At 63.2% G+C, this 15,156-nt stretch carries 14 protein-coding genes; 6 read left to right on the top strand and 8 right to left on the bottom strand.

The window, feature by feature from the left end:
* Positions 1-8: 8 nt before the first annotated feature.
* Positions 9-797, top strand: coding sequence for a fumarylacetoacetate hydrolase family protein (locus ACSQ84_RS17335; protein WP_436212888.1), 789 nt, complete (start codon positions 9-11; stop codon positions 795-797).
* Between the two features lie 79 nt (positions 798-876).
* Here ACSQ84_RS17335 and ACSQ84_RS17330 read toward each other — a convergent pair whose 3' ends face one another.
* The 6 genes from ACSQ84_RS17330 to ACSQ84_RS17305 all read right to left on the bottom strand — a co-directional run bounded on the left by ACSQ84_RS17330 (position 877) and on the right by ACSQ84_RS17305 (position 6,167).
* Positions 877-1,734 carry a D-amino-acid transaminase gene (locus ACSQ84_RS17330; RefSeq protein ID WP_436212887.1) on the bottom strand — a complete coding sequence of 286 codons (858 nt, stop codon included), beginning with the start codon at positions 1,732-1,734 and terminating at the stop codon, positions 877-879.
* A 147-nt stretch (positions 1,735-1,881) separates the two neighbouring features.
* The gene (locus ACSQ84_RS17325) at positions 1,882-2,613 is read right to left on the bottom strand and encodes an amino acid ABC transporter ATP-binding protein (protein ID WP_436212886.1); all 732 of its coding nucleotides are present in this window, start codon (positions 2,611-2,613) and stop codon (positions 1,882-1,884) included.
* Positions 2,614-2,622: 9 nt separating this feature from the next.
* Positions 2,623-3,315: an amino acid ABC transporter permease gene (locus ACSQ84_RS17320; RefSeq protein ID WP_436212885.1), complete on the bottom strand. Its 693-nt coding sequence runs from the start codon at positions 3,313-3,315 to the stop codon at positions 2,623-2,625.
* A gap of 4 nt (positions 3,316-3,319) precedes the next feature.
* Entirely contained in the window at positions 3,320-4,051 is a 732-nt protein-coding gene (locus ACSQ84_RS17315) for an amino acid ABC transporter permease (protein WP_436212884.1), read from the bottom strand.
* 80 nt (positions 4,052-4,131) lie between these two features.
* Entirely contained in the window at positions 4,132-4,983 is an 852-nt protein-coding gene (locus ACSQ84_RS17310; RefSeq protein WP_436213106.1) for an amino acid ABC transporter substrate-binding protein, read from the bottom strand.
* Positions 4,984-5,075: 92 nt separating this feature from the next.
* Positions 5,076-6,167, bottom strand: coding sequence for a LysR family transcriptional regulator (locus ACSQ84_RS17305; protein WP_436212883.1), 1,092 nt, complete (start codon positions 6,165-6,167; stop codon positions 5,076-5,078).
* A gap of 306 nt (positions 6,168-6,473) precedes the next feature.
* Between ACSQ84_RS17305 and ACSQ84_RS17300 the strand changes: the two genes are divergently transcribed.
* The 4 genes from ACSQ84_RS17300 to ACSQ84_RS17285 all read left to right on the top strand — a co-directional run bounded on the left by ACSQ84_RS17300 (position 6,474) and on the right by ACSQ84_RS17285 (position 11,181).
* Positions 6,474-7,739: a D-amino acid dehydrogenase gene (locus ACSQ84_RS17300; protein ID WP_436212882.1), complete on the top strand. Its 1,266-nt coding sequence runs from the start codon at positions 6,474-6,476 to the stop codon at positions 7,737-7,739.
* A gap of 297 nt (positions 7,740-8,036) precedes the next feature.
* On the top strand, positions 8,037-9,002 hold the full coding sequence (locus ACSQ84_RS17295) for a Bug family tripartite tricarboxylate transporter substrate binding protein (protein WP_436212881.1): 966 nt from the start codon (positions 8,037-8,039) through the stop codon (positions 9,000-9,002).
* A 177-nt stretch (positions 9,003-9,179) separates the two neighbouring features.
* Positions 9,180-9,665, top strand: a complete 486-nt coding sequence (locus ACSQ84_RS17290; RefSeq protein WP_436212880.1) for a tripartite tricarboxylate transporter TctB family protein — start codon at positions 9,180-9,182, stop codon at positions 9,663-9,665.
* 7 nt (positions 9,666-9,672) lie between these two features.
* The gene (locus ACSQ84_RS17285; RefSeq protein WP_436212879.1) at positions 9,673-11,181 is read left to right on the top strand and encodes a tripartite tricarboxylate transporter permease; all 1,509 of its coding nucleotides are present in this window, start codon (positions 9,673-9,675) and stop codon (positions 11,179-11,181) included.
* Positions 11,182-11,197: 16 nt separating this feature from the next.
* Here ACSQ84_RS17285 and ACSQ84_RS17280 read toward each other — a convergent pair whose 3' ends face one another.
* The gene (locus tag ACSQ84_RS17280; protein ID WP_436212878.1) at positions 11,198-12,034 is read right to left on the bottom strand and encodes an IclR family transcriptional regulator; all 837 of its coding nucleotides are present in this window, start codon (positions 12,032-12,034) and stop codon (positions 11,198-11,200) included.
* A gap of 165 nt (positions 12,035-12,199) precedes the next feature.
* Positions 12,200-13,585: a M20 family metallopeptidase gene (locus ACSQ84_RS17275; protein ID WP_436212877.1), complete on the bottom strand. Its 1,386-nt coding sequence runs from the start codon at positions 13,583-13,585 to the stop codon at positions 12,200-12,202.
* Positions 13,586-13,768: 183 nt separating this feature from the next.
* On the opposite strand from ACSQ84_RS17275, the gene ACSQ84_RS17270 reads away from it, so the two are divergent.
* Positions 13,769-15,151, top strand: a complete 1,383-nt coding sequence (locus ACSQ84_RS17270) for an LLM class flavin-dependent oxidoreductase (protein ID WP_436212876.1) — start codon at positions 13,769-13,771, stop codon at positions 15,149-15,151.
* Positions 15,152-15,156 lie beyond the last annotated feature (5 nt).

Here is a 15,156-nt window from a genome sequence, read left to right as displayed (position 1 = left end):
AAGCGACCATGCGTTGGCTCAAATTCACCGCCGCCGGAAACACCTGTTGGGGCCTCGTCGAGGGCGACAGGGTCGTCGCCGTCAGCGGCGATCCGTTCGGCGAGTGGCAGCGCAGCGCACAATCCCATTCGCTCAGGGAGGTGAAGGTCGAACTGCCGCTGATCCCGCGCACGTTCTATTGCGTCGGCCTGAATTATCTCAAGCACCTCACGGAAGCCGCCGACAAGGCCGGCACCGTCCCCAACGTGCCGGACCGTCCCGAAATCGGCTACCGCGCCCAGAACGCGCTGATTGCCCATGACGAGGACGTGGTCATCCCGGCGACTGCGACCGAGAAAATCCATTACGAGGGCGAACTCGTCGTCGTCATCGGCAAAAAGGCAAAACATCTGACCGAAGCCAATGCGATGTCCTGCGTGTTCGGCTACACCATCGGCAACGACGTCAGCGAACGAAGCTGGCAGAAGGCCGATCGCTCGCTGTGGCGATCCAAGAACGCCGACACCTTCAAGCCGATGGGCCCCTGGATCGAAACCGAAGTCGATCTCGACAAGATGGAAACCGCGATCAGGGTCAACGGCAAGGAGACCGGCCGCTTCCGCACCAACGAGATGATCTTCGGCATCGTGCCGTTCATCGTCGAACTGACGAAATACTTCACGCTGTGGCCGGGCGACGTGATCTGGATGGGCACCGACGGCGCCTCGCCGGATCTGAAGGCCGGCGATGTGGTCGAGATCGACATCACCGGTATCGGTACCCTGCGCAACCGGTTTGTGGCGGATAAGCATACGTAAAGCGGGCCGGGTTCCCCTACGCGACGACGGTTCCGGCGCTGCAAAGCCTGCGGTCGCGCAACCCTTGGCGAGGAACGAGTTAAACCGCGGTCGCCCTGGCGAACTCGACATAGATTTCGCGCAGGCGATTGGTCATCGGCCCGGGCTTGCCATTCGCGACTTGCTTGCCGTCGATCGATACCACCGCCTGCACGAACACGGTGGCGCTGGTGATGAAGGCTTCCTTGGCGGCCAGCGCCTCTTCCACCGTAAACGCCCGCTCCTCGACCCGAAGCTGGCGCTCTTCGGCGAGTTTGACCACCGCCTTGCGGGTGCAGCCCGGCAGAATTTCGCTGCCGTTCTGCCGCGTCACCAGCACATCGTCCTGCGTCAGGATGAACGCCGAGGACGAGCCGCCCTCGGTGACCTTGCCGTCCTCGATCATCCAGGCCTCGCCGGCGCCGGCAACGGCTGCCGCCTGTTTTGCCAGCACTTGCGCCAGCAGCGCCACGCTCTTGATGTCGCGGCGGCTCCAGCGCAGATCGGGCACCGTGATAACGGCGATGCCGGTCTTGGCCGACGGCGCGTTGATGATGTCCTTGACGGAGGTGAACATGATCAGCGTCGGCTTGACGTTTTTGGGAAACGCAAAATCGCGGCCGGTATCGGCGCCGCGCGTCACTTCCAGATAGACCATGCCGTTGACGAGATTGTTGCGCGTCACCAGTTCCTTCTGGATTTCCTCGATCCGGGCAACGGTCTCCGGCAGCGCCAGTTCGATCTCGCCGACCGAACGCTCCAGCCGCGCCAGATGCGAGGCATTGTCGATCAGTTTGCCGTCCAGCACCGCGGCGACTTCGTAGATGCCGTCGGCAAACAGAAATCCGCGGTCGAGAATCGACACCTTGGCGTCAGCCATGGGCACGAATGAACCGTTGACGTAAGCGATCTGTTCCAAGCGAAGTCTCCTGAGGGGCGAAGCAGTGTTTGGGACTCTTATAGGCAAATTGTTAAAGCCGGGAAACCCGTGCCGTCATTCCGGGGCGCGCCGTTTGGCGCGAGCCCTCAGATGCGCAATTGCGCATCGGGGAATGACGGCAGAGACTTAATGCGACAGAATCTTCGACAGGAATTTCTGCGCGCGGTCGCTGCGCGGCTTGCCGAAGAAATCTTCCTTCAGCGCATCCTCGACGATCTCGCCCTGGTCCATGAAGATCACGCGATGCGCCACCTTGCGGGCAAAGCCCATCTCGTGGCTCACCACCATCATGGTCATGCCCTCGCGCGCGAGATCGACCATCACGTCAAGCACTTCGCTGATCATTTCGGGATCGAGCGCCGAGGTCGGCTCGTCGAACAGCATCGCAATCGGGTCCATCGCCAGCGCGCGCGCGATCGCCACGCGCTGCTGCTGTCCGCCGGACAGTTCGGCCGGGTATTTCCTTGCATGGTCCTTTAGTCCGACGCGGTCGAGCAGCTTGGTGCCCTTGGCCATCGCCTCGTCATGCGACCGGCCCAGCACTTTCTCCTGCGCCAGGCACAGATTCTCGATGATCTTCAGATGCGGGAATAATTCAAAGTGCTGGAACACCATGCCGACGCGGGCGCGCAGCTTCGGCAGGTCGGTTTTGGGATCGTTGACCTTGATGCCGTCGAGGATGATCTCGCCTTCCTGAATCGGCTCCAGCGCGTTCACGCATTTGATCAGCGTCGATTTGCCCGAGCCTGACGGGCCGCACACGACAACCACTTCGCCCTTGGCGACCTTGGTCGTGCAATCCTTCAGCGCCTGGAAGGTCGGCCCGTACCATTTACTGACGTGATTGATTTCGATCATGCGCGTTCCCTAGCGGACAATACTGATACGCGCCTGCAGGCGCCGGACACCGAACGAGGCGGCGCAGGAGATCGTGAAATAGACCACTGCCGCGAACAGATACATCTCGACCAGCCGGCCGTCGCGCTGCGCGACCTTGCTCGCCGCGCCGAGGAAGTCCGGCATCGACAGCACGTAAACCAGCGAAGTGTCCTGGAACAGCACGATGGTCTGGGTCAGCAGCACCGGCAACATGTTGCGGAAGGCCTGCGGCAGCACCACGTAGCGCATGGTCTGGGAATAGGTCAGGCCGAGCGCATTGGCCGCGGCAGGCTGGCCCTTGGAGATCGACTGGATGCCGGCGCGCATGATCTCGGAAAAATACGCCGCTTCGAACATGATGAAGGTGACGAGCGCGGAGGTGAAGGCGCCGACGCTGATCGGGCGCGACGCGCCGGTCAGCCATTGCCCGACATAGGGCACCAGGAAATAGAACCAGAAGATCACCAGCACCAGCGGCAAGGACCGCATGAAGTCGACGTAAAGCCCGGCGATCCGGCCCAGCACTTTGAAGCCGGACAGCCGCATCAGCGCGATCAGCGTGCCGAAGATGATCCCGCCGAGGGCAGCGAGCCCGGTCAAGGTCAGCGTAAACGCCATGCCGTCGAGAAACAGGTAGCCGAGCGAACGGCGGATGACGTCAAAATCGAAAGTGGCGAACATGCTGCTATTTCCCCGTGATGTAGCCGGGGATCGCCAGGCTGCGTTCGAGGAAGCGCATGCCGGTGACGACGACGATGTTGATCAACAGATACATCACGGTCGCGGCGGTGAAAGCCTCGAACACCTGGAACGAGAATTCCTGCATCGAGCGTGCCTGGCCGGTCAGTTCGATCAGGCCGATGGTGATCGCGACCGCGGTGTTCTTGATGGTATTGAGAAACTCCGAGGTCAGCGGCGGCATGATGATCCGGAACGCAATCGGCAGCAGCACGTAGCGATAGCCCTGCAACGTCGTCAGCCCGAGCGCGGTCGCGGCCTGCTTTTGCCCGCGCGGCAGCGAGGCGATGCCGGCGGCCAGTTGCACGGCGACGCGCGCCGACATGAACAGTCCGATCCCGATCGCCGCCGTGTAGAACGGCGCATTGGGCATCTGCTTCAGCCACAGTCCCCAGCTCCGCGGCAGCAGTTCGGGCAACACGAAGAACCAGAGGAACAGCTGCACCAGAAGCGGCATGTTGCGGAAGAATTCGACCCAGGCGAAGCCGATCCAGTAGGCGGTCTTCGACGGCAGCGATCGCAATACGCCGACAACCGAGCCGAATATCAACGCGATGATCCAGGCGAATATCCCGGTCTGGATGGTAAGCCACAGTCCCGACAGCAGCATATGGAAATAGGTGCCGGTCCCGCCCGGGGCCGGGTCGAAGAAGATGCTCCAGTTCCAATTGTAATTCACGAAGCCCTACCGTCCGCTGCGTCGCCGAAACGTACCCATGCAATGGTTGGGCCATTGCATGGGCAGGAGCACCCGTTTGACTATTTATAGGAATCCGGGTCCGGCGAGTCCGACGGCTTGGCGAACTGGTTTTTCAGCTCCGCGCTGATCGGCGAGTTCAGGTTCAGACCCTTCGGCGGAATCTTCTGGGTAAACCATTTGTCGTAGATCTTTTGGCCCTCGCCGCTGGTGTAGAGCGCCGCGGTCGCGGCATCGACCACCTTCTTGAAGGCCGGGTCGTCCTTGCGCAGCATGATCCCGTAGGGCTCCGGCTTGGAGAACGCGTCCTTCGAGATCACATAATCGCCCGGCGCTTTCGAGCCAGCGACCAGACTCGCCAGCAGGATGTCGTCCATCACGAACGCCACGGCACGGTCGGTTTCCACCATCAGGAAGGCTTCGGCGTGGTCCTTGGCCGGAATGATGTTGGCGCCGAGCTTTTTCTCCGCATTGGCTTCGGTCAGCTGCTTGATGTTGGTGGTGCCCGATGTCGAAACCACCGCCTTGCCCTTGAGATCGTCGATCGAGTTGATCTTGCTCGACTTCTTCGAGACGTAGCGGCTGGCGGTCAGGAAGTGGGTGTTGGTGTAGGCAATCTGCTTCTGGCGCTCGACGTTGTTGGTGGTCGAGCCGCATTCCAGATCGATGGTGCCGTTGGCCAGCAGCGGAATGCGGGTCGATGACGTCACCGGATTGAGCTTGACCTCGAGCTTGTCGAGCTTGAGCTCCTTCTTCACGGCATCGACGATCTTGTGGCAGATGTCCATGGCGTAGCCGATCGGCTTCTGGCTGTCATCGAGGTACGAGAACGGAATCGACGAATCCCGGAAGCCGAGCGTGATGGCGCCGGTCGCCTTGATGTTCTTCAACGTTCCGGTGAGTTCCTGGGCCATCGCCGGCGTGGCGCACAACGCGCTGGCCAGCAGACAGCCGATAATATGACGGTGTTTCACGTGACTTCTCCCTCTTATGGGTTTGAGATTCCTCATCGACCCGACCTCGACGACCTGGAAGGTGATTTGGCCGTCGATCTCGGGATAGACCTTTCGTGGCCGCCCCCAGCCTGCCCAGTACCATACCTGCACAACTCGGACCAAAACAGATTTAGCGACCGCTGGCTATTCGTCCTATCTCTAAAGGCAACCATTGACAAAGGCAGCGCCCATTTGTCACCGCCGACCGCCGTCAGCCCCTTGCGGCCGGACGCCGCCACGGTGCTCTCGGGAAGCCAGGCGACGCCGCGGCCGGCGAGCGCCATTTCGCACAGCACGTCGGACATGTCGCTTTCGATCACCCGGGCGCCGGAAACCGGGGCATTCTCCAGGATGAGATCGACCAGGCGCGCGAAATAGACGCCCGGCGAGTACATCAGAAGCGGCACCGGATGTGTCGGCCGGCCGGGCAGCGACGCGCCTCCTTTGGTCACCAGCGCCTGGCTGGCATAGGGCCGCAGGAATTCGGTGCCGAGGATCGCACGCTCATAGCGGTCCGGATCGAGATGGATCGGCTGCTGGGCCTGGTGGTAGCAGATCATCAGGTCGACATTGTTCGAGACCAGCGAGGTGACGAGGTCGTGGATATTGCCCACCACGACCGAACAGCTCAGGCGCCGTTCCTGCGACCACAACTGCCACCAATGCGGCAGACGGGAAGTCGCCATCGCAAACGGCAACGCGATCCGGATGTGTTCCTGACGCCGAACCGGCTTGCCGCCAAGCTCCACGCGTGCGTCCAGCATCTGCCGCAGCAACTCACCGGCATGTTCGCGAAAACGTTCGCCCTGGGGCGTCAGTTGCGTCGGATAGACGCTGCGGTCGATCAGGTCGAAGCCGAGCCAGGCTTCCAGCGATTTGATCCGGCGGCTGAACGCGGCCTGCGAGGTATTTCGCCGCTCGGCAGCCCGCGTAAAGTTGCCGGTCTCGGCCACCATCAGAAAATCCTGCAGCCAGCGCAACTCCATCACGTACCTTGCCCCCGCGCGTGGCGCAGTCGCGCCGCCCGGCTGCGCCTTTGCCGGCAGCACGAGGCAGCGAACAGCGTCAGGCGCGCGTTGCTGGTCAAGAATGTGGTCCCCCATGCGCGGAACCTAGCCAATCGGCATGCGCCTTGACCAATGCAAGCTTTGCATCACGGCGCCCGGCCGTCGCCGGATGGCCCATCCCGATCAATCGGCGCCCTGTCATAACCCGGCCCGCAACCCGCCCAAACCACCAAACCATCGCCAGCGTGCTACGCGGCGGCCGATGATGCAAGTTTTGCATTATGCGACCTTCGCATCAGTGGCGGCGAGCGGGCGGCCTAGTCTGGCGCCGTTCATGTCCTCCCATCCGTTCCGGTCAAGTTACGTTTTGGTCGGGCGGCCGTTTCAAAAAGAGACATCGAAATGAAAATCTGTGTGCTCGGCGCCGGCGTCATCGGCCTCACGACCGCATGGCGCCTCGCCGAAGCCGGACACGATGTTACGGTCGTCGACCGCAACGTTTCTACCGGCGCGGACGCCAGCGCCGCGAATGGCGGCCAGCTCAGTTACGCCTTCGTGGCGCCGCTGGCCTCGCCGGCGATGCTGCTGAAGCTGCCGTCGCTGTTGATGTCGAAGGGTTCTCCGGTTCGGATTCGCCCCGGCCTCGATCCGGCCTTGGTCGCGTGGGGCGCGCGTTTCCTGCTCGCCTGCCGCTCGGCCGCCGTGCAAGAGACCATTGCCGCCCAGCTTGCGCTCGCCGCCCTGAGCCGGAGCGAATTGGCGCAGCTCTCAGGGGCCCTTGGGCTCGCGTTCGGATTGAGGACCGCCGGCAAGCTCGTCGTGTTCCGGACCAGGAGGGAATTCGACGCGGCGCGAAGCGCGATAGCCCGGACCGGCGCCCGTGATGATGAGCAACAGGTCCTGACGCCGGCCGAGTGCCTGACATTGGAGCCGGCGCTCAGACTTGGCGTGCGCGAACTCGCGGGCGGGATTTACACGGCCTCCGAGCAGGTCGGCGACTGTGCGGCGTTTTGCGCCGCGCTTACCGCCCGCATGAAACAGCGAAGCAACGTCGAATGGCTGCTGGGCGCGCCGGTGGTTGGGCCGGTCAGATCCGGCGGCCGCCTCTGCGCGGTCGAGACCACGAAGGGACGTGTGCAGGCGGACCGCTTCGTGCTGTGCATGGGCGCGGCGTCGCGTGCGTTTGCGCGCGCGTGCGGATTTTATCTGCCGATCTATCCGCTCAAGGGCTACAGCATCACGCTGACACCGCCCGACGAGGCGTCTGCGCTGCGCCACAGCGTCACCGATATGGAACGCAAGCTGGTGTTCGCGCCGCTCGCCTCCGGCGAACGGACGACGATAAGGGTCGCGGGCATCGCCGATCTCGAGAGTGACGATGCACGGATCGACGTCGGGCGCATCGACACACTGCGCCGTGCTTCAGCCGAATTGCTCGGCATCGACGCGAGCGATGACGTCCAGCCCTGGTGCGGACTTCGCCCGATGACGCCCGACAGCCGGCCGATCATCGGCTGGTCGCCGCTGGATGGACTGTTCATCAACTCAGGCCACGGCATGCTCGGCTGGACGCTTGCCTGCGGCAGCGCGCGGCTGACGGCGGAGATGATCGATCGCAGACCGCCGGCAGTTGAGGGCGGCGCCTTCGCCCTGCACCGCGCGGCATGAAGCCGCCGGGCGGGTCACATGATGGCCCTGACATCCTCTGGTCGCAAGGTTGGCGGCACGGGCTTTGATGCCGGACGACCACGCTTCGGGCATACGACGTTCCGGCAAATTCCGCCTCTCGGGATGCCGCGGCAGGCCAATTGTCGCAGACGTCCATTCCAGCCGAATGCTGAGCCCATTGCGTGCGTTAGCGCGGTCAACGCGCTTTTCTTCTGCTGCGTTTTCAGGGAAGATTGCCGGTATCGAAGAAAAATATGGAGGTCTCGCTTTCAATGGGGCCGCAAGGGAGAGTTCGAGATGTCCAGACGTAGCCGTTTGATGTTCGCTGTCGCCGCCGTTGGCATGCTGATATCCGCCGCCGCGGGCGCGCAGGAATATCCCACCAAGCCGATCACCCTGATCGTGCCGTGGCCGGCCGGCGGATCGACCGACCTCACGATGAGAGCGATCGCCGAAAGCGCATCGAAGGTTCTCGGCCAGCCGATCGCGATCGACAACAAGGCAGGCGGCAGCGGAACGGTCGGCCCCGCCACCATGGCCGCGGCCGCCAAGCCGGATGGCTACACCATCGGGCAGTTGCCGATCACCGTTTTCCGCCTGCCGCTGATGCAGGAGGTGTCGTGGGATCCGGCCAAGGATTTCAGCTACATCATTCACCTCACCGGCTACACCTTTGGCGTCACCACCAGCGCCGAATCGCCGTTCAAGACCTGGAAGGACGTTGTCGACTTCGCCAAGCAGAATCCCGGCAAGATAACCTACGCGACCCCCGGCGCCGGCACGTCGCTGCATATCGGGATGGAACAGATCGCAACACTCGCCGGCATCAAGCTGACGCAGGTGCCGTTCAAGGGCGGCGCGGAAACCAACGCTGCGGTACTCGGCCAGCACACCATGCTGCAGGCGGATTCGACCGGGTGGCGTCCACTGGTCGACGCCGGCAAGCTGCGGCTGCTGATGGTGTGGACCTCCACGCGCTCGCCGAATTTCCCCAACGTGCCGACACTGAAGGAGCTTGGCTATCCCATGGTCTATGACTCGCCGTTCGGCATCGCCGGACCGAAGGGCATGGACCCGAAGATCGTCGCCAAGCTGCACGATGCCTTCAAGAAGGCGCTCGATGATCCCGCCGTGATCGCGACGCTTGCCAAATACGACATGGTTCCGAACTACAAGAACACCGAGGACTACAGGAAGTTCGTCGTCGAGGTCACCGAGTCCGAACGCAAGGTGATCGAAACGCTGGGACTGGCGAAGAAGTAGAACTGACCATCTCGTGTCCCGGACGCGGAGCGGTGCGAAGTACCGCTCCGCAGAGCCGGGACTCATATTGCCGCAACTGGACCCGGGCTCTGCTGCGCATCAGCATGGCGTGTCGAAGGCACGCGTAAACGCGCTTATGGTGCTGCGCCGCGTCCGGGAAACGATCGAGAGAAATCCATGAGCAATGACAGCAACGTCAAACTCCGCCTCAACAATTCCGAACTATGGGGCGGGCTGATCGGGCTCGGGCTCGGGCTTTTCGTCATCCGTTCCGGGCTCAAGCTGAAACTGGGCACCATCAACGATCCCGGCTCCGGCTACGTGCTGTTCTACACCGGCATCCTGATGTGCCTGTTCGCGGCGTCGATCATCATTGCATCGCTCACCGAAGGCGGCCCCACTTTCGGCTCGCGCTGGCAGAATGCGCGCTGGACCAAGCCGTTGATCGTCATCGCCAGCCTCACCGCATTCGCCTTCTCGCTCGATACGTTCGGCTTCCTGCTGTCGTCGATCCCCTTGATGGTGCTGCTGCTCCGCCTGATCGATCCGGTACGCTGGTCGCTGGCGATCCCGATAGCGGTGCTCGCGCCACTCGGCATGTGGTGGATTCTGAAACGTTTGCTTTTGATCCAGCTGCCTTCGGGCATCTTTGAAATCGGTTGAACGCGATATGGATACGCTCATCAACGTCGCGCACGGTTTCGGCATCGCCCTGTTGCCGATCAACCTCGTCTATTGCTTCATCGGCGTCTTCATCGGCACGCTGGTCGGCGTGCTGCCCGGCATCGGCCCTATCTCGGCGATGTCGCTGTTATTGCCGGTCACGCTGTCGGGAACGCCGGAATCCGGCATCATCATGATGGCCGGCATCTATTACGGCTCGATGTATGGCGGCTCGACGACGTCGATCCTGGTCAACATCCCCGGCGAGGCGGCTTCCGTCGTCACCTGCATCGACGGCCACCAGATGGCGAAGCAAGGCCGCGCCGGGCCCGCGCTTGGCATCTCCGCGTTCGGCTCCTTCATCGCCGGCACCTTCGCGCTGATCGCCTTGATGCTGGTGGCGCCGTCACTCGCGAGCGTCGCAATCGCGTTCGGGCCGGCCGACTATTTCAGCCTGATGGCGCTGGGCCTCGTGGTGCTGACCTTCCTCACCCAGGGATCGATGGCGAAGGCGCTGCTGATGGCCTGCATCGGCATCGTGCTTGGCCTGATCGGGCTCGACAGCATCACCGCCCAGCCGCGCCTGACCTTCGGCCGCCTTGAATTGATCGATGGCATCGGCCTCGTCCCCGTGGTGATGGGCCTGTTTGGCGTCGCCGAGGTGCTGCTCAATACCGAGCAGATCATCAAGCGCGACATCATCAACGCCAAGATCACGCAGCTGCTTCCGAGCAAGGAAGACTGGAAGGCCAGCACCGGGCCGGTCGCACGCGGAACCGTTCTCGGATTCTTCCTCGGCATCCTGCCGGGCGGCGGCGCCGTGATCTCGTCGTTTGCATCCTACGCGCTGGAGAAGCGGCTGTCGAAAACGCCGGAGCGTTTTGGTCATGGCGCGATCGAAGGCGTGGCGGGACCCGAAGCCGCCAACAACGCCGCAGCCGGCGGCGCCTTCATTCCACTGATGACGCTGGGCATCCCGCCAAACGTGGTGATGGCGTTGTTGCTGGGGGCGTTCGTCATCCACGGAGTGCAGCCGGGCCCGCTGCTGATCACCCAGAATCCCGGCCTGTTCTGGGGCATCGTCGCCAGCATGTATATCGGCAACGTAATGCTGCTGGTGCTCAATCTGCCGCTGATCGGCATGTGGGTTCAGCTGCTGAAGCTGCCCTACAACATCCTGTTCCCGCTGATCATCCTGTTCACGATCATCGGCGTCTATTGCTCCAGCAACAACGTGTTCGACGTCTACGTCATGATCGCGTTCGGCGTGATCGGCTATTTCATGCGCAAGCTCGGCTACGAGCCGGCGCCGCTGGTGCTGGCCTTCGTGCTCGGGCCCATGCTGGAAAACAACCTGCGCAAGTCGTTGATCCTTTCGCAGGGCGACCTGATGACCTTCGTAACCCGGCCAATCTCGGCCGCCTGCCTGGCGCTGGCCGTGCTGCTGCTGATCGGACCGCTGCTGCCGTCGCTGCGCAAGAAGCGCGAGCTGGTCGCGCTGGATGAAGGGGTTTGATCCCTTAAGCGCGCAGCTAGCTCGCCTTGATCATCTTCAGCGCACCCGGTTTCGCCGGCTGCGCCATCGCCCGCGTCAAAATCAGCGCTTCCTTCTTCAGCATCTCCGCAAGCTCGGTTTCGCGCCGCCTGATCCGGTCGCTGGAGGCGCCGACGCTCAGCGCTGCGATCACCTGACCGGCGTCATCGCGGATCGGCACGCCGACCCCGCCCATGCCGGGAAGCGCGACGTCGATCTGCACGGTATGGCCGTGCTTGCGCGCCGCGACGATTCGCTCGCGCAGGTATTTTGGCGTGATGCGCGGCGATTTCGCCAGCCGCGGCATGATGATTTCGATGATGGCGTCGATCTCGGCATCCGGCAGCCACACCATCAGCGCGAGGCTGCCGGCGCCGACGCCGAGCGGCCGCCGGCTGCCGATCTGCAAATAGTTGGGCTGCAATGGATGGCTGCCGACGGAACGCGCCAGGTACAGCGCCTCGACGCCGCTGCGCACCGACAATAACGCGGTATCGGCGGATCGCTCGGACAACCGCAGCAGGCTCGGCTGCGCCAGTTCGGCGATGTCGACGGTGCGGCGCGCGCTGACCGCCATCACCCGCGCCTCCTGGCCGAGTTCGTAGGTTTTTGCCCCGGTCACGCGACTGACAAAGCCTTCCTCGATCAGCGAGCCGAGGATGCGCAGCGCCGTCGCCTTGTTCAGCGAGGTGGCGTCCGCGATCTCGGTGAGCCGCAGCGGCGCGTTCTGCGCCAGCACGCGCAGGATCGCGCAGACCTTCTGGATGGCGTTGAAATTGGCCGGCTGCCCGACGACGGACAGCGCTGGCTTCTTCTTTGGCGAGGTCGCGTTCATGCCGCCCTTCCCTTGCATCGCGCTTGCCTGATCCTAGAGAACGCGGCGCGCGGACGACAGGGAATTATTTCGCATGGCGATACGTTGAGCTGAATTTTGTAGCGTGAAACGACGATTTCGCGCCGCAGCATTGTTCTTATTCCGTCACACGAACCATTGCCGGCATCACGATTTACGCGGCATCTCGCCGAGATCCCAGAACAGGCCTGCCATGATCGCCAGCGCCTCCTCAGTGACCGGCAAGAGAATGTGTTCATCCGGTGCGTGCTGCGAGCAGCCGGGATAGGAGTGCGGAATCCAGATCGTCGGCAGGCCAAGCCCTTCGGCAAAGACGCCGTTGGGCAGCGAGCCGCCGATGTTCGGCAGAATCGCCGGCGCCTTGCCGGTGGTCTGCCGGATCGAGTTCGCCGCCCAGCTGACCCACGGGCTGTCGAAGTCGGTACGTGAAGCGCCGAACCTCTGCTGCCCGCTGACGTCGACCATGGAGAAGCCATTGGCGTGCAGATAGGTCCTGACAGCGTCGACCACCTTTTCATATTCCGTGCCGACCACGAAGCGAAGCTGCAGCACGGCGCGGGCCACCCCCGGTATCGCGTTTGCCGGCTGCTCGATATTGCCCGATGACATCGCCAGCACTTCGAGCGTGTTCCAGGCATAGACCCGTTCGGCGGCCGACAGGCCATCCTCGCCCCAGTTCTCGGAAACCTGCGGCTCGTCCGCCGTGGGCTCGACCTCGACATCGGCGAGCGCTACGCGGATCTGGTTCGAGATGCGCGGCGGCTTCATCACATCCAGCTTCATCCGCCCCCTGTGATCGACCAATGCTGCGATGGCGTTGGCCAGGATGGTGGCGGGGTTGGCGAGCAGGCCGCCCCAATTGCCGGAATGATTGCCGCCTTCGCGCAAATTGACGTCGAGATGGATTCGCACGCCGCCACGGCAGCCAAGGAAGATGGTCGGTCGATCCGCAGAAAGCCGCGGGCCGTCGGACGCGAGCAACAAGTCTGCCTTGAGTTCATCGTGCAGCGACTCGCAGACCTCAGCCAAATCCGGCGAGCCGATCTCCTCGCTGGTCTCGATGATGAACTTGGCATTGAAACCGAGCTTGCCGCCGCGGGCTTCACGGACGGCGCGCAGCGCCGCCATGTTGATGCTGTGCTGCCCCTTGTTGTCGGCGGTGCCTCGGCCGTAGACGCGATCGCCCTTGGTCGTGGTTTGCCAGGGATTGAGATTGTCGCGCCATTCACCGACCATGCCGCCCACGACGTCGCCGTGGCCGTAGGAGAGAAGCGTCAACAACGACGGATCCTCTCGATAGTCCGCCAGCAGATATGGGCCCTTGCCGATCGGCGACTCGATCACACGCGTGGAAAACCCGAGCTCTTCGAATGCAGGCTGCAGCCCCTCCACGAGATAGGCGCGCAAGGGATCGCCGGGCAACGGTTCCTGGCTTTGCGTCTGAAAACCGACCCGGCGGTTGAGCTCGGCGAGAAATTCGCCGGAATGAAATTGCTGACGGACATTTTCGATCGCGTCGGCTCTTGTCGTCATGCTCTTTCCCTTTTGCGTTCGCGAACGTATCACTGGTCAGCGTATCGAAACAATCTATCTACTGGAAGTAGCATGGGTCGGGCCGAATGGGGACTTGCTATGCCTCATGGTATGCAACAATTTCCGCCAACAGCCCGGCACCCGACCGGGCGGCGTATCCGGGAATACCAAGGTTCCACCATCATGAACAAGCAGATCCGGCTCAACGCCTTTGCCATGAACTGCGTGGCGCATCAATCGCCGGGGCTGTGGACCCATCCGCGCGACCGTACCCTTGATTATAATCGCCTGCCCTATTGGCTCGACCTGGCCAGGACGCTGGAGCGCGGCCGGTTCGACGGCCTGTTCCTCGCCGACGTGCTCGGCGTCTATGACGTGTTCGGTGGTAGCCCGGATGCGGCCCTGCGCAATGCGACGCAGACTCCGGCGAACGAACCTCTGATGCTGATCCCGGCGATGGCGGCGGTGACCAGGCATCTCGGCTTCGGCGTGACGAGCAATTTGTCGTTCGAGCCGCCCTACCCCTTCGCGCGGCGGATGTCGACGCTCGACCATCTCACCGAGGGACGGATCGGCTGGAACGTGGTGACCGGTTATCTCGACAGTGCCGCGCGCGGCGCCGGCAGGGACAAGCAGACCGCGCATGACGACCGCTACGATGTCGCCGATGAATATATGGAGCTGGTCTACAAGCTCTGGGAAGGCAGTTGGGAAGACGCCGCGGTGCTGCGCGACCGGGCGCGCGGCATTTTCGCCGACCCTTCGAAGGTGCATCCGATCGCGCATGAGGGTAATCATTACCGGCTCAATGCCATTCATCTGAGCGAGCCATCGCCGCAGCGCACGCCGGTGCTGTACCAGGCCGGCACCTCGCCGCGCGGGCGGCAGTTCGCGGCGAAGCACGCCGAATGCGTGTTCATGTCGGGCCCGTCGGCCAAGATCATCGGGCCGCGCGTCGCCGCGATCCGCGCGCTGGCACGCGAGATCGGCCGCAACCCGGCTGAGATCTTGATGTTCAGCATGATGACGATCATCCTCGGGCGCACCGAGGCGGAGGCAAGGGCGAAATACGCCGACTACCGCAAGCACATCAATCCCGAAGGCGCGCTGGCGCTGATGTCGGGTTGGACCGGCGTCGATTTTTCCAGCTACGACCTCGACCAGCAGGTCCGCCACGTCCAGAACGACGCCGGCCGTACTGCCCTGGACAACGTCACCCGCGCCGATCCGGACCGGGTCTGGACCGTACGCGAAGTCGTCGAGCACGTCGGCATCGGCGGCGCCGGCCCCGTCGTGGTCGGCACGCCCGAGAAAGTCGCCGACGATATCGAGGCCTGGTTCGAGCAGACCGATGTCGACGGCCTTAACGTCGCCTTCGCAACCTCGCCCGGCGACTTCGAGGATATCGCCGACATGCTGGTGCCGGAATTGACGCGGCGCGGGCGATACAAGAGCGCGTATGCCGAGGGTACGCTGCGCGAGAAGCTGTTCGGCGCGGGGCGCGCAAGGCTGACGGCGGGGCATCCGGCGAGCCGGTATCGGCCGGGTGCGCGGGCGGCGGAGTAAATAGT

It is taken from the genome of Bradyrhizobium sp. LjRoot220 (assembly GCF_964252915.1).
Lineage (GTDB): Bacteria > Pseudomonadota > Alphaproteobacteria > Rhizobiales > Xanthobacteraceae > Bradyrhizobium.
This window is presented reverse-complemented; position numbering and strand designations above follow the sequence as displayed.